At 34.9% G+C, this 16,814-nt stretch carries 17 protein-coding genes; 7 read left to right on the plus strand and 10 right to left on the minus strand.

Going from position 1 to position 16,814, the window contains the following annotated elements; genetic code table 11:
- Positions 1-42 precede the first annotated feature (42 nt).
- The gene (gene rho, locus ACIGAM_RS11150; protein WP_396511510.1) at positions 43-1,779 is read right to left on the minus strand and encodes a transcription termination factor Rho; all 1,737 of its coding nucleotides are present in this window, start codon (positions 1,777-1,779) and stop codon (positions 43-45) included.
- A gap of 210 nt (positions 1,780-1,989) precedes the next feature.
- Here rho and ACIGAM_RS11155 point away from each other — a divergent pair, with 210 nt between their 5' ends.
- Positions 1,990-2,400 (plus strand): DUF4293 domain-containing protein, encoded by a 411-nt coding sequence (locus ACIGAM_RS11155; protein ID WP_396511511.1) that lies wholly within the window; start codon positions 1,990-1,992, stop codon positions 2,398-2,400.
- 90 nt (positions 2,401-2,490) lie between these two features.
- Here the strand turns inward: ACIGAM_RS11155 and ACIGAM_RS11160 are convergent, their stop codons facing one another.
- A complete protein-coding gene (locus tag ACIGAM_RS11160; RefSeq protein ID WP_396511512.1) occupies positions 2,491-2,985 on the minus strand; it encodes a metallophosphoesterase family protein in 495 nt (164 codons plus the stop codon).
- 90 nt (positions 2,986-3,075) lie between these two features.
- Between ACIGAM_RS11160 and truA the strand changes: the two genes are divergently transcribed.
- On the plus strand, positions 3,076-3,846 hold the full coding sequence (gene truA, locus ACIGAM_RS11165; RefSeq protein WP_396511513.1) for a tRNA pseudouridine(38-40) synthase TruA: 771 nt from the start codon (positions 3,076-3,078) through the stop codon (positions 3,844-3,846).
- The gene (locus tag ACIGAM_RS11170; RefSeq protein WP_396511514.1) at positions 3,830-5,602 is read left to right on the plus strand and encodes an ABC transporter ATP-binding protein; all 1,773 of its coding nucleotides are present in this window, start codon (positions 3,830-3,832) and stop codon (positions 5,600-5,602) included. The genes truA and ACIGAM_RS11170 overlap by 17 nt, the downstream gene beginning before the upstream one ends.
- A gap of 11 nt (positions 5,603-5,613) precedes the next feature.
- Here ACIGAM_RS11170 and ACIGAM_RS11175 read toward each other — a convergent pair whose 3' ends face one another.
- Both ACIGAM_RS11175 and cdaA read right to left on the minus strand, forming a co-directional pair.
- Positions 5,614-6,444 (minus strand): DUF3667 domain-containing protein, encoded by an 831-nt coding sequence (locus ACIGAM_RS11175; protein WP_396511515.1) that lies wholly within the window; start codon positions 6,442-6,444, stop codon positions 5,614-5,616.
- Between the two features lie 6 nt (positions 6,445-6,450).
- Positions 6,451-7,233 (minus strand): diadenylate cyclase CdaA, encoded by a 783-nt coding sequence (cdaA, locus tag ACIGAM_RS11180; RefSeq protein ID WP_396511516.1) that lies wholly within the window; start codon positions 7,231-7,233, stop codon positions 6,451-6,453.
- A 236-nt stretch (positions 7,234-7,469) separates the two neighbouring features.
- On the opposite strand from cdaA, the gene ACIGAM_RS11185 reads away from it, so the two are divergent.
- The 3 genes from ACIGAM_RS11185 (at position 7,470) to ACIGAM_RS11195 (ending at position 10,247) form a co-directional block, all read left to right on the plus strand.
- Positions 7,470-7,829, plus strand: coding sequence for a BlaI/MecI/CopY family transcriptional regulator (locus ACIGAM_RS11185; RefSeq protein ID WP_396511517.1), 360 nt, complete (start codon positions 7,470-7,472; stop codon positions 7,827-7,829).
- Positions 7,830-7,899: 70 nt separating this feature from the next.
- A complete protein-coding gene (locus ACIGAM_RS11190; RefSeq protein ID WP_396511518.1) occupies positions 7,900-9,597 on the plus strand; it encodes a M56 family metallopeptidase in 1,698 nt (565 codons plus the stop codon).
- Positions 9,598-10,094: 497 nt separating this feature from the next.
- Entirely contained in the window at positions 10,095-10,247 is a 153-nt protein-coding gene (locus ACIGAM_RS11195; protein ID WP_396511519.1) for an SsrA-binding protein, read from the plus strand.
- Here ACIGAM_RS11195 and ACIGAM_RS11200 read toward each other — a convergent pair.
- A complete protein-coding gene (locus tag ACIGAM_RS11200) occupies positions 10,244-10,756 on the minus strand; it encodes an adenine phosphoribosyltransferase (RefSeq protein ID WP_396511520.1) in 513 nt (170 codons plus the stop codon). The two genes, ACIGAM_RS11195 and ACIGAM_RS11200, sit on opposite strands and share 4 nt — an antisense overlap.
- A gap of 83 nt (positions 10,757-10,839) precedes the next feature.
- Here ACIGAM_RS11200 and ACIGAM_RS11205 point away from each other — a divergent pair, with 83 nt between their 5' ends.
- A complete protein-coding gene (locus tag ACIGAM_RS11205; protein ID WP_396511521.1) occupies positions 10,840-11,229 on the plus strand; it encodes a DUF423 domain-containing protein in 390 nt (129 codons plus the stop codon).
- A gap of 58 nt (positions 11,230-11,287) precedes the next feature.
- On the opposite strand, the gene ACIGAM_RS11210 is transcribed toward ACIGAM_RS11205, so the two are convergent.
- The 5 genes from ACIGAM_RS11210 to thiM all read right to left on the minus strand — a co-directional run bounded on the left by ACIGAM_RS11210 (position 11,288) and on the right by thiM (position 16,767).
- Positions 11,288-13,342 carry a hypothetical protein gene (locus tag ACIGAM_RS11210; protein WP_396511522.1) on the minus strand — a complete coding sequence of 685 codons (2,055 nt, stop codon included), beginning with the start codon at positions 13,340-13,342 and terminating at the stop codon, positions 11,288-11,290.
- Between the two features lie 493 nt (positions 13,343-13,835).
- Positions 13,836-14,489: a thiaminase II gene (tenA, locus tag ACIGAM_RS11215; protein ID WP_396511523.1), complete on the minus strand. Its 654-nt coding sequence runs from the start codon at positions 14,487-14,489 to the stop codon at positions 13,836-13,838.
- The gene (gene thiD, locus ACIGAM_RS11220) at positions 14,476-15,309 is read right to left on the minus strand and encodes a bifunctional hydroxymethylpyrimidine kinase/phosphomethylpyrimidine kinase (RefSeq protein WP_396511524.1); all 834 of its coding nucleotides are present in this window, start codon (positions 15,307-15,309) and stop codon (positions 14,476-14,478) included. The genes tenA and thiD overlap by 14 nt, the downstream gene beginning before the upstream one ends.
- 3 nt (positions 15,310-15,312) lie before the next feature.
- Positions 15,313-15,972 carry a thiamine phosphate synthase gene (thiE, locus tag ACIGAM_RS11225; RefSeq protein WP_396511525.1) on the minus strand — a complete coding sequence of 220 codons (660 nt, stop codon included), beginning with the start codon at positions 15,970-15,972 and terminating at the stop codon, positions 15,313-15,315.
- Positions 15,973-16,767, minus strand: a complete 795-nt coding sequence (gene thiM / locus ACIGAM_RS11230) for a hydroxyethylthiazole kinase (protein ID WP_396511526.1) — start codon at positions 16,765-16,767, stop codon at positions 15,973-15,975.
- Positions 16,768-16,814: the final 47 nt, after the last annotated feature.

The raw sequence follows: 16,814 nt of genomic DNA on the forward strand, positions 1-16,814 counted from the left end.
CAAAATGATATCGGCTTTTTAGTATACAGAAGGTTTCAAATATTAACCGTTCATAGAAATAAGAAATTCTTCATTATTTCTGGTTTGTTTTATGCGCTCACTAACAAATTCCATAGCTTCAACAGGATTCATATCTGCGAGATATTTACGCATTACCCACATTCTTTGTATTGCGTTATCGCTCAATAATAAGTCATCTCGTCTGGTGCTTGAAGAAGTAAGGTCTATAGCAGGGAAAATTCTTCGGTTTGCAATCTTACGATCTAACTGAAGTTCCATGTTACCAGTACCTTTAAATTCTTCAAAAATAACCTCGTCCATTTTTGAGCCTGTTTCTGTAAGTGCAGTAGCGATAATAGTTAATGATCCACCGTTTTCTATATTTCTGGCAGCTCCAAAGAAACGCTTTGGTTTATGAAGTGCATTTGCATCTACACCACCGCTCAAAATTTTACCTGAAGCAGGTTGTACCGTGTTATAAGCTCTTGCTAAACGCGTAATAGAATCTAACAGAATCACAACATCGTGACCGCATTCTACAAGGCGTTTTGCTTTCTCTAATACAATATTTGCAACGCGCACGTGCTCGTGAGCTTCCTTATCAAAAGTAGAAGCTACAACTTCGCCTTTTACATTACGTTGCATATCTGTTACTTCCTCAGGACGCTCATCAATAAGTAATATCATTTGATAAACCTCTGGGTGGTTAGCTGCAATTGCATTTGCAACATCCTTAAGAAGCATAGTTTTACCTGTTTTGGGTTGTGATACAATCATACCACGTTGCCCTTTACCTATAGGAGCAAACAAATCCATCACACGAGTAGAGATAGTGCTCTCACGATCTGCGATATTAAATTTTTCCTTCGGAAATAAAGGAGTTAAATGCTCAAAAGAAACGCGATCGCGCACAACGCTAGGATCTAAGCCGTTTATTTTTGAAACTTTAATAAGTGGGAAATATTTCTCACCTTCTTTAGGTGGGCGAATTACCCCAAGTACTGTATCACCAGTTTTTAAACCAAATAAACGAATTTGTGATTGTGAAACATAGATATCATCTGGAGAAGATAGGTAATTGTAGTCTGACGAGCGTAAAAAGCCATATCCGTCCTGCATAATATCTAAAACACCTTCACTTTCTATAAGGCCTTCAAACTCATAATCTGGCTCTCTATAACGGTTACGGGTATCTTTATTTCCGTTATTATTAGCATTAGTATTACGATTATTATTGCGGTTATTAGAATTGGTATTACTATTTGAGTTACCATTACTATTACCGTTAGTATCTCTTTCTCTAGTATTAGAGCGGTTATTAGAATTAGAAGAATTCTCGTTACGAGCTCTAGTTTTTTGAGGCTTATTGTCGTTTTGTTTTGAAGAATCAGACTCAGACTTTGCAGGTCTTGGTTTGCGCTGTCTGTCTTCTTTTATTTCAGGTTTTTCTGTCTTGACATCCTCGTTTTTAGCTGCCGCAGCTGGCTCTGTCTTCTTAGAATTGTCTCGTTCAAGACGATTATTCTTAGGATTGTTTTTGTTTTGAGCTCTTGGTCTTGGTGTCTTCTTAACCTCTGAAGTGTTGGTTTTTGTAGGTTTCTCGTTAGATGAGACCTCTATAACTTCTGCCACTGCTTTAGGATCTGCAGCTTGTTGATCTAGGACTTTATAGACTAAGTCTAGTTTTTTTAAGGTCCTGTATTTGGGGATATCAAGGCCTTTAGCTATTTCCTGAAGTTCTGGAAGTTTCTTAGCTTTTAATTCTGAAATATTAAACATTAAATATAAGTATGAATTTCTGTATTGTATTGAATTTGGAAGCCGACAAAAAATTTTGAAGAAGGTCTAAGAAATTTTTCGACAAGTAAGTAACCAACATAGAAGTGGTTAGGCTTTCTAATGCAATTATACGATAATATTTTTTATTTAAATGATTCTAGTCTCAAAGAAGTTTATATTTTTGTGACCCTTAACAGGTTTATAGAATATATGATTCAACGTATACAGAGTATTTATCTTTTTCTTGCAGCAGTAGTTTCAGCGTGTTTGCTTTTTGCTATTCCTGTATACAGTACAGCAGAGGGTAGCTTAGTGTATGCTGTTGATAAGTTAGAGTTAGTAGGGTTGTTTTTTGGAAGCGCTTTATTATCTTTGATTACTATTTTTTTATTTAAAAACAGAAAGCTTCAGTTTGTTCTGGGCAGACTTAATATAATTTTGAACTTTATTTTGCTAGGTGTATTGGTTTACCAGTCGCAAATCTTATCTGGAGGGGCGGCGGCTCCTGAGAAGGGTATTGGGATGCTAATCCCCATCATTTCTATCGTTTTTATCGCTTTGGCCAACAAAGCAATTAAGCGGGATGAGGATCTTGTAAAATCTGTTGACCGGTTACGATAGATCTACTATCTTAGTTAATTAGTGCAAAAACCCTGTAAGTATGCCAACTTGCAGGGTTTTTCTTTTTATCTAGATTCGATATTTTGTAATTTATTTACGCTCGATCTCAATAACTTCAAGATTATCTATGTTACCATTATCTACTGTAAACCGTAGCATAGTACGTACCTTATGAAAGCCGTGAATTCCTATTGCACCTGGATTCATATGTAACAGATTAAGCTTGCGATCTGGCATAACTTTTAAAATGTGAGAGTGACCACATACAAATAGTTTTGGCGTGCGTGTGCGTAATTCGTCGCGTAGTGCATGCGAGTATTTTCCGGGATAACCGCCAATGTGGGTTATCAGAACATCAACACCTTCGCAGATAAATCTATTATTTAAAGGAAATTCTTTCCTGATCTCGTGATCATCTATGTTACCAAAAACTGCTCGTAAAGGTTTTACTTTTTTTAAGGCGTCTGTAACTTCAAGACTGCCAATATCTCCCGCGTGCCAGACTTCATCTGCTTTTTCGGCATACGCTAAAATACGATCATCTATATAGCTATGGGTGTCACTAAGAAGGAGAATCTTTTTCATAAATTAATCAGATTTAGTCAAAATCTATTGAGAAGAATCATGACTTCTTGCAAAGATGTATCTTTGCAGGCTTAATTACAAACCTACAGTTTGCGGTATTTTATCGAGATAGCATATGATGGTCAACCCTACCATGGTTGGCAACGACAGCCCCAAAGTATAAGTGTTCAAGAAGTCTTAGAAGATGCTTTGTCCACTTTACTACGAGGTGTTGTCGCTGTTACTGGAGCTGGGAGAACAGATGCCGGGGTTCATGCAAAACAACTCTTTGCTCACGTTGACGTAGAGACTGTTTTTTCAGAAGAAGACTTAAAGCATTTGCAGCATCGTTTAAACCGATTTATGCCTCAGAGTATTGCGGTAAATTCAATTTTACCTGTTAACGATGATGCACACGCGCGGTTTGATGCTGTTGCTCGCAGTTATGAATATAAAATACATCAGGCTAAGAATCCATTTTTGAATAATCAATCTTATTTTTTTGAGAAAGAACTTGATGTAAATCTTATGAATATTGCAGCTGAGTATTTGTTAGGTAAACAAGATTTTAAATGTTTCAGCAGGTCAAATACAGACGTGAAAACTTATCTTTGCGAGATTACTCAAGCGCGCTGGAAATATAAAGAGGAACAGTTGATTTTCACGATTACCGCAGATCGTTTTTTACGTAATATGGTACGTGCGGTAGTAGGAACCTTATTAGATGTAGGGATGCAAATTATAACTCCTTCTCAAGTAAAAGATATAATTGCGAGCAGAGCACGTTCTGAAGCTGGAGCATCTGCGCCAGCACACGGGCTTTACTTAACCGCAGTTAAATATCCTCAAGAAATTTTTAAGATAGATGGCAGAAGAAACTAAAGGTAACGCATTTGATTTTGGGCTTTTTAAGCGTTTGCTTGGTTATACTAAGCCATATCGTGTAAGGCTTTATTTTGTGGCTTTTGCTGCGATATTAATATCTGTATTTGCTGTATTAAGGCCCATTTATCTTGAGCTTGCAATAGATGAAGGTATGCAGCCTAAAGATATTGATAGCTTAATTTATTATATACAGCTTACCCTCATTGTTTTATTAGGTGAATCCCTCTTTCAACTGCTGTTTATTTATTTTGCAAACTGGCTGGGTCAACAAGTAGTACGTGACATTCGCGTTAAGCTTTTTGGTCATATGATTCGCTTTAAAATGCAGTATTACGATAAATCTGCTGTAGGTAGACTGGTTACTCGTGCTGTAAATGATATTGAAACTATAGCGAGTATTTTTAGCGAAGGTCTATTTATGATAATTAGTGACATGCTTAAAATGCTAGTCATTGCGGGTGTTATGCTTTATAAGAGCTGGCAATTAGCACTCATCGTTTTTGTAATTCTACCTTTTATACTTTATGCAACCCGTGTTTTTCAAAAGAAGATGAAAGTTGCTTTTGAAGAAGTACGTACGCAGGTAGCTAATTTAAATTCGTTTGTACAGGAGCGTGTTACTGGGATGAAAATCGTGCAGATTTTTTCAAGAGAAGATATTGAGCGTAAGAAATTTGATGGTATTAATAAAAAACATATGCGTGCCTGGAATAAGACAGTCTGGTATAACTCGATTTTCTTTCCGGTTGCAGAAATGGTAACTTCGATAACTATAGGTTTATTAGTTTGGTATGGTGGCCTTAGAGCGGCCCAAAGTGATGTTATAACCATAGGTTTAGTAACCGCATTTATTCAATTTTCACAAATGCTTTTTACGCCTTTAAGACAAATAGCAGATAAATTTAATACGCTACAAATGGGTATGGTAGCTGCAAACCGGGTTTTTGCAATACTGGATACCGATTCTAGAATTGAAGATAAGGGAACTCATATTTTAAATAGTATTAGAGGAGATCTCACTTTTGAAGATGTACGTTTTAGCTATGTTCCTGATGAAGAAGTTTTAAAAGGAATTAATCTTGAAGTAAAAGCTGGAGAAACGGTTGCAATTGTAGGTTCTACAGGTGCAGGAAAATCTACGATAATTAATCTACTGGGTCGTTTTTATGAAATTGATAGCGGTAAAATAAAAATAGACAGCATAGATATTAAGGAGGTAAAGCTAAGTTCGCTGCGTTCTGAAATCGCTGTTGTTTTACAAGATGTATTCTTATTTGCAGATTCTATATTAAATAATATCACCTTAAATAATCCTAATATTACTGAAGAAGACGTGGTAGAAGCTGCAAAAGCTATAGGCGTTGATTCTTTTATAAGTAGTCTGCCTAATGGATATCATTATAATGTAAAAGAACGTGGCGCAATGCTCTCTAGTGGTCAGCGACAGCTTATCGCATTTTTAAGAGCCTATGTAAGCAATCCAGGAATCCTAGTTCTTGATGAAGCAACCTCTTCTGTAGATTCTAATAGTGAACAGCTTATTCAGAAAGCGATAAACAAAATAACAAAAGGCAGAACGTCTATTGTTATAGCACACCGTCTTGCCACTATAAAGAAAGCAGATAAGATTATTGTAATGGATAAAGGGATTATTGTAGAAATAGGCAGCCACAAAGAACTGCTTCAGAAGGAGGGTGGTTATTACCGCAATCTCTATGAGGTTCAATTTGCGGCTAATCAAGAAATTGTTTAATTTTTTACTTCCTAAGCTGTTTTTATACTTTTTAAAAGTTCATCAAACATACCTATTTTTGTCATTACGATCACTGCAATAAATAGTAGTAAAATCAACAAAATACCTATTAAAGCAAATAAGGAAGTTTTCAGGATTAAGTTATAGAAGCTAAGACGATAAAGTCTTTTTAATACATAACATAAGTAAAACATATACCCAATCATCCCGACAAAACTGAAAAAAGTATAGAGGGAAGTTGACCAGATTGTAAGAATTACTAAAATGTAAAACGTAAGGTTAATGTGGCTAAAAGCATACAGGTAAATAACCATATGCTCCAGATAATTAAATTGTTTATAATTCCAGAAAACAATTCTTGAAATCAAAGCTAGAAAAGGAATACTAATAATGCTGAATAATGCCTGATATTCATTGATATTCAGCGTGATCTTTTTAATGAAATCTAATTTGACCTTATTCTGTTTTTCAGGAAAGGCTATGTTTTCAAAAAGAGAATCCATAAAATATTCTCTAATTATAAAAACATAAATACCTGCAATCGAAAGGGAGAGTGCGAAATAGCCAAAAGCAGATATGTATTTTTTTCGCACCCCATTTATATAACCTCCTATAACATCTTCGGGTTTTTTAAAAAGAGCTATAAACGTTTTTGGAAAAGCGCCGTCAATACTTAAAAACCTATCGTTGAAATCCTCAAGAAGGTTTCGTGCCGTTATTCGGTTTTTAATGATTTTAGCACCACAACTATCGCAGAATTTAGCATGGGGAATTAAATGTTTAGCGCAATTTCTGCAGTAATCCACAATAACGAGCGTATTTTCGGTCTTTTCGATACTCATAGAGATTTAACTAAGGTCTTTTCTTAGAATTTCAATAAGTTCTTCATTGCTTTTAAAAAGCACAAATTCACCATCTTTCAAATAACTAATTGCACCGGTTTCTTCACTCACAACAAGGGCAACTGCATCTGTTTTTTCAGTGATACCTACAGCTGCTCTATGTCGTAAACCAAAACGTAGCGGTATATTACGTTCATTAGATACAGGAAGAATTGCACGTGTAGCGGTAATTCTATTTTCTTCTATAATCACTGCACCATCGTGTAACGTAGAGTTTTTGAAAAAGATACTTTGTAAAATAGGTTTGTTTACCTCTAGACTCATAGAGTCTCCGGTATTTTTTACAAAATCGAGATTTGTAGTGCGTTGAATAACAATTAAAGCTCCGGTTTTATCACTTCCCATTTTTTCACAGGCTTCAATGATTACCTCAACTTTAGTGTTTGACGAATCTTTTGCTTCATCTTGCAAGAATTTAATATGCTTTAAAAATCCGCTTTTGCGACCTATATTAGTAGAACCTATCATTAAAAGAAACTTGCGTATTTCTTGCTGAAAAACAACAATTAGCGCAAACATTCCGGCACCTATAAACTGTCCTAGAATGGTACTTAACATTTCCATCTGTAACAGCTGTGTGATTTTCCAGATGACCCAAATAATACAAATTCCTAGAAATATATTAATAGCAACAGTTCCTTTAACTAATTTATAAAGGTAGTAGAGTAGAGTTGCAACTAATAGAATGTCGAGTAAATCGAGTATTCTAAAATTTTCAAGAATGTCCAAGGGCTAATAGGTTTCTGTAAAAATAGGTAAAAATTTCACGCTTGTAGAATACGTTTTCATTCCTATAAATATAGATTACTATAAACCTAGTTTTAAAACTATAAAAATAGTTGTTTACCTAAAAATTTAGTTTTACATTTGATTATCTGCTAATCTTTAATTATTTATGAAAATTTAAAGTTGTTGAATAAGTAACGAATGAAAAGCAAGACAGAATCCCTAAATAAATTTTGACAATGGAAAAATTGACCAACAAAGAAGAAGAGATTATGCACGTGCTTTGGAAGCTTGAAAAAGCTTTTGTAAAAGAAGTGCAGGCTGGTCTCGAGGATGAAAATCTACATTACAATACTGTATCTACAATTGTAAGAAATCTTGAAGAGAAAGGCTATGTGGGATATAAAGCTTACGGTAAAACGCATCAATATTTTCCTATAATAAGTAGAGAAGCTTATGGCAACAAGTTCTGGAACGAAGCGACCAGACGATTTTTTGATAGTTCGTATAAAAACATGGTATCATTTTTTGCGAAAGAAGAGAAGATTACTGCAAACGAATTGCGTGAGATTCTTGATTTAATTGAAAATAAGAAGTAGTATGTTACTTATAACCTACCTATTAAAAAGTGCCACAATCCTAGCTATATTTTATTTAGCATATAAAATTTTGTTAGAAAGCGAAACCTTTTTTAAAGTCAACAGACATTTTTTACTAATAGGCATACTAACTGCTGTCTGTGCTCCACCAATTATATTAACCCGCATAGTTTACAAAAATGAAGCACTTGTAGATTTCAATATTCCTACGCAGAACAATATTTCAAACAAAATTGAAGCATCTAATTGGTTAGAAATTACCGGGTGGGAACTAGCAGGTATTATATACGGTTTAGGAGTTTTAGTAATGACTGTCGTATTAGTTATAAAAGTTAAGAACATCCTAAGTTTTGTAAGAAGCTCACGCTCTACGACACGTAAAGGATTTCATTATATACAGATTGACGGTTTAGAGACCCCATTTTCTTTTTTTAATTACATCGTTTTAGATCATACGGGTCATACCCAAGCAGAGCTAGAGATGATCATTCTTCACGAGCAAACCCATGCTAAACAACGTCATAGTATAGATATGCTTTTAATACAAATATTACTAATTGTGCAATGGTTTAATCCGTTCGCATGGCTTTATAAAAAAATAGTAGATCAGAATTTAGAATACCTCGCAGACTCTGCGACAGCCAGTCAAGTTACAGATCAAAAAAAATATCAGTTGGCATTAGTACGTGTTGCTTTTTCGAAGCGAGTGCCTAGTCTTTCACATTCATTTTATCAATCATTTATCAAAAAACGAATAGTTATGTTAAACAAACAAGAATCTAAAAGAATTAATAAGTGGAAAATGCTTTTGGTCTTGCCGGCATTGGCAGCTTTTATGTACAGTTTCAATATAAAAGAAGTTGTAAGTTATACTTCGGAAAGCGAAGGGAAAAACGTACATGCCAATGTAAAGCAACCCGTATTATCATTATCTTCTAAAAATGCAACTGGCGAAACTTCTAATATGAATACAAAGCCAGTTATAGAATTAACTACTGAAGCCGAATCGCCTATGATAAATACAAAGGAATTTAAGAAGGTTATTTCTAAATCTGCTACAAAATCAGAATTAGATGCTTTAGTAAAAGAATTGAAATCTGAATATAACGTTTCGCTAAAATATTCAAAACTAAAATATAACAGCGATGGTTTTATTACCAGTATATCTTTAAATGTAGTAGATGAAGAATCTGGTAGCCAATCAAGCACGTCTTATAATAGCTCAAATCCTATAGGAGATATTGTCATTTACAGATCTGAAGATGGAAGTTTTGGAGTAGTTTCTGGATCAAATAGTATTGTACAACGCACAAATACAAATACAAAAGTAAGTAGTAGTGACACTATGCAACAAGAACTGGATGCCCGCCGTGCTCAAATGGATGAGCGTAGAGCAGTAATGGATGAGCGTAGAGCAGAAATGGAGAAGCGACGGGAAGAAATGGAGAAAAAACGTGAGGAAATGGAGAAACGTTCAGAATCCCGTAAGCAAGAAATTGAGAAAGATGTAGAATCTCTTAAAATTGAATTGAAAGAAAAAAAATCTAATACCACCTATGCTAATGATTCAAATTCTGAGATAAAATCATCAAAGGCTTTAATTGTAATTGATGGTGAAATTTTTTTAGATAAAGATTTAAATAGTATTGACCCTTCTAGCATTGAATCAATAAATATCTTAAAAGGAGATGCTGCCAGAGCATTATATAAAGATAAAATGGATGGTAAAGATGGTGTAGTAATTATCACCACAAAAGTCAAAAAATAATAAGATTAAAAATATTTGAAAAGAACCGCTAGAGTACTATTCTTTAGCGGTTTTTTTTTTGAATATGATGATAATTGCGTTTAGCGGTAAATTAACTTTAAAAATGCTCTTAGAAAGTAAGAAAACCTAAAATAGAGGTCTGTAAATGTTTCATTTTTCACGTATAGCTAAACTTATAGTTAACGAATGAAACCGAGATTATAGGAATAGTGTTTCAGTATGAAGTATACTTGATTCTTTTACTTACAATACTGTATTCAATTGCATTAATACTGTTTAAAATAATTGTAGATATGGTTTTTACTTGCATTCTTTGTAGAACAAACAATTCATCAATCAAAAAATCACAGTTATGGTAACCTTAATTCTAACAATCATCGAGACGCTATTTAGTTAAAGCACTTAAGTCTTAACACTTTCTGAAAGCGCGCGCAGAATTGTGTTTAATATTCTAAATTTGAAAGAATCAGACTATTAAAACTTAAAGAGTAAAAAGTATGAAAAAGCACCTATTTAAAACTCTGGCAAAAATTAATAAAAAGGTATTGCCCAGTTTTACTAAAAAAGAGTTAGACCTTACTAAGGCTAGCAAATTTCAGTTGGCGCTTTTTGGATATAAATTATGGGTTACTAAAAACTCACTAGATTAGTAATGCACAATGCTGTGTAATGGGTAGTTGCTAATTTTAGATCTTCCTTCCAGAAAATTAAGTTCCATTAAAAAATTGCACTGTACAACAGTGCCACCACATTTTTCTACAAGTTTACAAGCTGCTGCTGCCGTGCCACCAGTTGCTAAGACATCATCATGTACAATTACCAGATCTCCTGGTTTAATACTATTTTCCTGAATTTCGATAGAATCTTCACCATACTCAAGCGCATAGCTTTGGCTAATTATGGCTCCCGGTAATTTCCCTGGCTTTCTAATAGGTACAAACCCTAGTTTTAATTTTTGAGCTAAAAGAATACCCAATAAAAATCCTCTGCTTTCAATGCCTACAATTTTTGTAGCATCAAAACCGTACAAACCTTTTGCAAGTAGCTCTACAGCTTTGTTTGTAGCTTCAGGATTAGCAAGTAATGGATTAATATCCTTAAAAGTAATTCCTTCTTTAGGGAAGTTAGGAACGTCTGTTATATAATTTTTCAAATTCATTTTTTGAAGATATAATTTTCAGTGCAAAGTTGTGTTTAAATAGTTCTCAAAATTTACCTTTAAATTCTATTCAATTATAAATTATGGAAATTTTAGTAAGTCAGTTTTTTGGATCGCTATTTGGTTTTTTAGCAATTGTTTTTGGTGCTTTTGGTGCTCATGCGCTCAAGAAAAAATTAAATGAAGATCAAATGAGAAGTTTTGAGACCGGAATAAAATATCAAATGTATCACGCCATTCTATTATTGATTCTAAGCTTCAATCTTAATTTTAATACACGTTTAGAATCAATTATTATAACCTGCTTTAGCTTGGGTACATTTTTATTTTCTTTTTCTATTTATGGTCTTTGCCTTAGTAGTGCTGCAGGAAGAAAAATGCGATTTTTGGGGCCTATAACTCCGTTAGGTGGTTTGTTACTTGCTGTAGGGTGGTTATTATTAATGGTATATTTTTTTCAAAGTTATTTTTAATAAAAAAAGGCTCCCAATTTGGGAGCCTTTTACATTTAGGTTTGATAGGCCTAGAGGCTTAGTTGTTATATAAATACATAGAAGCAGCTTGTGCTAATGTATTATTTACAGCTGGCGCCACATTACCGCCTTGCGTGAGAGCATTTACAAACGCATACACAGCACCTTGAGCAACATCTACAACAAATACTGTTTTAGTTTTGTTGTCGTAAGCAACATCAATAGGATTATTCATTAAGGTTGCAGCTCCTGTAATTATGTTTTGATTGCTGGTAGCAATAGTACCACCATCTGCAGTAGCAGTTAATAAAGCATTAAAGTTTTGTACAACGTGAATACCACCATCAATGGCACCACCTGCGGCAAGACCTATGTTTGTCATTACAAGTACATCGTCTGCTTCGCTATAATCAATACCATGTGTTCTTACGATACCTGCAATACCTATAGTTTTAGTAGCAGATATAGAACCGTCTGTTGTATTTGTAGTTAAAAAGTCTTCAAAAACAGCTAACTCATTAGAGCCAGGGCCGTCAATTACAGCAAGAAGGTCATTACCCTTAAATGTAATTCCCCAAACGCTTCTTAGTGTACCTCCGGTAAGATCTACAAAATCTGGAGTGAATGAATTTACTAGTGTAAATGCAGTACCAGAATATGAGTAAACAAATAACATTCCACTTGCGTTATCAGCTACCACAACCTTGTTACCATAAACAGCGATTTCTCTTGGGCTTGTTAAGTTTGTATTAGTAGCGCTTGCAAAGCTTGCTGTTGCAGTCATCGCTGCGCCAGAGAATGCACTATAGTATTCTAATTGCGCTGCAGGCGTGCGAGCTCCTTGAATTAAAACATCTGTAAGAGCAGAGTAGAAGATACCTTCAGAACCTGTAGCAGCAGATGTAACAGTTTTTAAAGTAGCACCAGAACCGTCATAGATTGTAATATCACCATTAGCAGTGCTAGTAGTATATAATTTTGTCATTTTATTCATAGAAGCCATTCCGGTTTGACCATCAGTCTCATCACTAGAAAAGTAAATAGAAGAAGCTCCTTCAAGATCTTTAGAGAATGAAGGCGTTAAGTTACCACCAGTTCCTATGCTTGTAAATCCTAAGACTTTTCCGTTTCCAACTTCAGAAATATATACAGCGTTAGTTTCAGAGTCATAAGCAACGTCAATAGGATTTCCCATCATCGTGTTTGATCCTGCAACACGTACTTGCATACTTAATGGTAAAACTTCACCATCTGATAAAGCATCAAATTTTGTTGAAAAATTAGAAATCATATGAAAACCACCATCATTATTTGCATCAGCAGCACTACCTATATCGGTCATAATCATAACATCATCGGTGCCATCGTATGTCAAACCGTGTGTTCTTACGATACCTTCAATAGTTACTCGCTTGGTTGGATTTAAAATACCTGTTGTTGCATTAGCTGCAAAATTTGCAAATACTGCCAGTTCATTAGAACCTGGACCATCTACAACAGCATATAAATCATTTCCTCTAAAAGCAATTCCCCAAACCGGAAATTGAATATCTATAGTTGCAGTAAGAGTAAAACCAGAACCACTTAATGTATATACATAAAAGGTATTGTCAGAATTGTCTGAAACTACATAGGTATCACCCATTACAGCAATTTCTCTAGGTGAAGTTAAATCTGCAGAACTTGTAAAATCTGCCGTAATTGTTGAAGTTTCTACACCACTTGTTCCTGAGAAAGCTTGTAAAACACCAGATGGCATTGCTGCAGCCTGTACTAATAGATCTGATGTTGCATTATAGTATATACCTTCGGTAACTGTAGAGTTTGTAGTAAAAGTCACTAATGAATCTCCAGAAATACTGTATTTAAAGATTGAAGGGTTTGAAGCGTTTGTATTTGTAACATAAAGCTCAGAACGTCTTCCCGGTGTTACAGGAACTGCGCAAGGTGCACAAGAGCCCCCACAATCGATACCTGTTTCTGTACCATTCATAATCCCATCATCACAAGTTGCGATTGCAATAGGATCTTCAGAATAATCGTCGTTGTCGCAACTACTTAGGCTCAAAAGCGCAAGTGACAGCATACTGATTTTAGTAAAAATGTGTTTCATAATATTGAGTATTTTGGATTAATTAAAAGTTGTATCCAAAGAGAATACACAATATGTACGGAGTATTGATTATTAAGGTTTTATTGAGTTGTATTAAAGATTTGTTAAAAACTATATGTGATGATTACGCATAATGAATACTTTGTGCATAATTTAGATAATTTTCATATCGATAATTGCTATTTCTTAGCAAAATCTCAAAAACGTTTTACCCCAATTATAAAGAATTCTTGAAGTATTTATTTGACTGAAGGACAACTTAAATTGTGATATTTAGATTTGGTAAATATTTATATATAACCAAAAAAAAAATCCCCTAGTTAAATCTAGGGGATTTTGAAATATATAATTAACGCTTAGTGAATTCGATATTAAGGCGGCTAATCCAAATAAATATATAGAAAACATTTTGTCAATCTTACTTACTTATCTTAATGACGATAGGTTTATTCTTGCGTGACAAATTTTTTTTTATTTAATTGAATTTTAACAATTAGATCTCCCAGCTATTTAATTTTGAAGCACTATCCCAAAACATATATTCGAGCTGACTAGCGATGTAAAAAGCACTATGCATTTTATCAAGTTGACTTTGACTGCAGTTTTGTGCTACCCGATCGCATATAGCAATAGCTTGTTCTACCAGTAATCCAAATTCTTCACCAGCATAGGTGTCAATCCATTTTTGGTACGGATTATTTTTTGAGGTTTGATTTGCATAAATAAAATCACCTACTTCTTTATATATCCAAAAGCAGGGCAGTACTGCCGCCATTGCAACTTCAACCTGATCTAGTGCAGCTGTGCTCTTTAAAAAGTGAATATAGTGATGACAAGCAGGGCTTATTTGCTGTGTCTTGGTGATTTTGAAATCATTAAAAAAGGATTCATGCAAAGCATTTTCTACTACAATTGCACCTTCAGCAAAACGGGTATAAGCAAGGATATCCTGCACATCATGACATCGCGCAGCAATTAAAGCAAGTGCTCTCCCAAAGTTTTCTAAATAAATTGAATCTTGCTGTATATAAAATTGAAACTGCTCAAGCGGTAGCGAACCATCTGCTAATTGATTGATAAATGGCATTTTAATAATTCTGTCGTATATAGGCTGAATACGGTTCCAGCTGGTATTACTCCATTTCATTTTTTATAAGTTTTTGAGGATCAAAAAAGTGATTTAATGGTCCGTTACCGTTACCTATCATCACATCTTTTGCGTGATAAATTGCTTTATGCACATAGTCCTGTCCTAGTTTTACTGCACGCTCTAAGGTTTCTCCTTGTGCGATATACGAAGCAATCGCCGAAGAAAGCGTACAACCAGATCCGTGCATATTTTGGGTTTCAAAACGTTCATATGAATATTCTACAACGCTCCCGTCTTCTTTGAAGTAAAGTGATGTAAGTATATTTTCTTTTAAATGTCCACCTTTCAATAAAACCGATTTACAGCCTAATTGTAAAATTTTTTGTCCAGCAACATACATATCGTCGAGATTTTTTACTTCCATATTTGCTAACAAAGCAGCCTCATCCATATTTGGGGTTATAATCGATGCAACAGGAAACAAATGAGTGGTAAGACTTTTTATAGTCGCTTCCTCAATTAGTTTATGACCGCTGGTAGCTACCATTACAGGGTCAAAAACAACAGGTATGTTAGGATGCTGGTTGAGGTATCTTGCAATAGTTTCCACCAGTTGCGGGGTATGTACCATCCCTATTTTTACTGCGGAAGGTAATATATCTTCAAAAATAGAAGCTAATTGCTCATCAACTACAGAAACAGGAATTGAGAAAATTGACTTTACTCCGGTTGTATTTTGAACGGGTAGTGCCGTCAAGACCGTAGTAGCATAACACCCCAGAGCAGAAATTGTTTTTAAATCTGCTTGTAATCCCGCGCCACCACTGCCGTCAAAACCTGCAATACTCAAAACAGAAGGATACGTATAATGTTTCATGGTTTAGCTTAAGTTGTGTTTATATCTTGAAGCTTTTTCAATTTCTTTACGAAAAAGAGATGCGGCTTTTTGAGGGTTATTAACACCACATATTGCCGAAACAACAGCCACACAATCTGCACCGGCTTCAATTATTTCTCTTGTATTTGATGCTTTTATACTGCCTATTGCAACCAGAGGTTTTTCGGTAGCATTTCTAATTTGCTGAATACCTTCAATTCCCCAGGCGGTAACAGTATCGGTTTTTGTGGGAGTTTTAAACACCGGACTTATTCCCAGATAATCTGATGTATAGGTTTGTTCGTTATATAGCTGTTCTAGATATTCAATAGAGTAGCCCAATAACCTGCAGGTTTCCCAGTCTTTTCTAATTGCTGTGGGGTTAATATCGTTATTACCCACGTGTATTCCGTAAGCTTTTGCTTCCTGGGCAACGCTTAGATTGTCATTAATTATTAAGGGAATATCATATTTAGTAGTAACCTCTTTAAGCCGAAGCGCTTTATCTAAAAACTCTACATAAGTTGCTTTCTTTTCGCGCAGCTGTATAAGGTCTACTCCACCTTTTATAGCTTCTTCGGCAACTTTTAAAAAATCTTTACCACCGCAAGCTTCTTCAGATAGGACTAAATACAATCGGTATGGAAATGAATTTTTATTCATTTAATTAGAAAGTTTAATATGTTGTAAAAATTCGGTTTCTGTGATGTTATACAATTTATCGAGGATATTCATTTGTAAACTGCCGGGCCCTGCGCTATGTTTTGCAGCCAGTTCACCAGCTATACTAATTAGAGCGGTAGCGGCTATAGCTGCTTCAATTTGATCTGGTATTATAGCAATGAAAGCAGCAAGTATAGCGGTTGCAGAACAACCCATACCTGTGATTTTTGTCATTAAGGCATTACCATTACTTAATCTAAATTCTTGATCTTCATTTACAATAACATCAGTCTCGCCAGAGATTACAACAAGGCATCCAAATTCTTTAGTTAAGTATCTGGCAGCATCTATAGCTTCAAGACTCGACGCAGAACTGTCAACACCCTTAGTTTGGGTTTTATTGTGTTTTGCTAACGCCAAGATTTCTGAGGCATTGCCTCGTATTGCAGTAGGTTTAAGATCTAAAAGTCTATTTAATACTTCATCGCGATATGGCGTAGCACCTGCGCCCACCGGGTCTAAAATCCAGGGTTTGTTATTGTGGTTAGCCTCTGTTGCTGCGATGAGCATAGATTCTACCCAATATTCATCTAAGGTGCCTATATTAATTACAAGTGCGTTGCATATTTTTTGCATAGATGCCATCTCATGGTGTGCGTGTGCCATAATAGGAGATGCGCCAATGGCAAGAAGTGCATTTGCAGTGTTATTCATCACTACATAATTTGTGATGTTTTGTACTAGAGGTGATTGATTTCTTACGGTTAAAATATGTTGCCAGAGTTTCTCGTTCATCGCGTATGTTTTAAAATTTACGGCTAGAGGATACTGCTCTTTCTGGA

Source organism: Leeuwenhoekiella sp. NPDC079379 (genome assembly GCF_044542075.1).
Taxonomy (GTDB): domain Bacteria; phylum Bacteroidota; class Bacteroidia; order Flavobacteriales; family Flavobacteriaceae; genus Leeuwenhoekiella.

What these genes read in the sequence shown, in the direction of transcription:
- ACIGAM_RS11175 (WP_396511515.1), bottom strand. Translation starts at nt 6,444, where the DNA reads ATGAGTATCGAAAAGACCGAAAATACGCTCGTTATTGTGGATTACTGC.
- tenA (WP_396511523.1), bottom strand. Translation starts at nt 14,489, where the DNA reads ATGAAATGGAGTAATACCAGCTGGAACCGTATTCAGCCTATATACGAC.
- rho (WP_396511510.1), bottom strand. Translation starts at nt 1,779, where the DNA reads ATGTTTAATATTTCAGAATTAAAAGCTAAGAAACTTCCAGAACTTCAG.
- ACIGAM_RS11185 (WP_396511517.1), top strand. Translation starts at nt 7,470, where the DNA reads ATGGAAAAATTGACCAACAAAGAAGAAGAGATTATGCACGTGCTTTGG.
- ACIGAM_RS11195 (WP_396511519.1), top strand. Translation starts at nt 10,095, where the DNA reads ATGAAAAAGCACCTATTTAAAACTCTGGCAAAAATTAATAAAAAGGTA.
- ACIGAM_RS11160 (WP_396511512.1), bottom strand. Translation starts at nt 2,985, where the DNA reads ATGAAAAAGATTCTCCTTCTTAGTGACACCCATAGCTATATAGATGAT.
- ACIGAM_RS11155 (WP_396511511.1), top strand. Translation starts at nt 1,990, where the DNA reads ATGATTCAACGTATACAGAGTATTTATCTTTTTCTTGCAGCAGTAGTT.
- thiM (WP_396511526.1), bottom strand. Translation starts at nt 16,767, where the DNA reads ATGAACGAGAAACTCTGGCAACATATTTTAACCGTAAGAAATCAATCA.
- ACIGAM_RS11170 (WP_396511514.1), top strand. Translation starts at nt 3,830, where the DNA reads ATGGCAGAAGAAACTAAAGGTAACGCATTTGATTTTGGGCTTTTTAAG.
- ACIGAM_RS11210 (WP_396511522.1), bottom strand. Translation starts at nt 13,342, where the DNA reads ATGAAACACATTTTTACTAAAATCAGTATGCTGTCACTTGCGCTTTTG.
- ACIGAM_RS11205 (WP_396511521.1), top strand. Translation starts at nt 10,840, where the DNA reads ATGGAAATTTTAGTAAGTCAGTTTTTTGGATCGCTATTTGGTTTTTTA.
- thiE (WP_396511525.1), bottom strand. Translation starts at nt 15,972, where the DNA reads ATGAATAAAAATTCATTTCCATACCGATTGTATTTAGTCCTATCTGAA.
- thiD (WP_396511524.1), bottom strand. Translation starts at nt 15,309, where the DNA reads ATGAAACATTATACGTATCCTTCTGTTTTGAGTATTGCAGGTTTTGAC.
- ACIGAM_RS11200 (WP_396511520.1), bottom strand. Translation starts at nt 10,756, where the DNA reads ATGAATTTGAAAAATTATATAACAGACGTTCCTAACTTCCCTAAAGAA.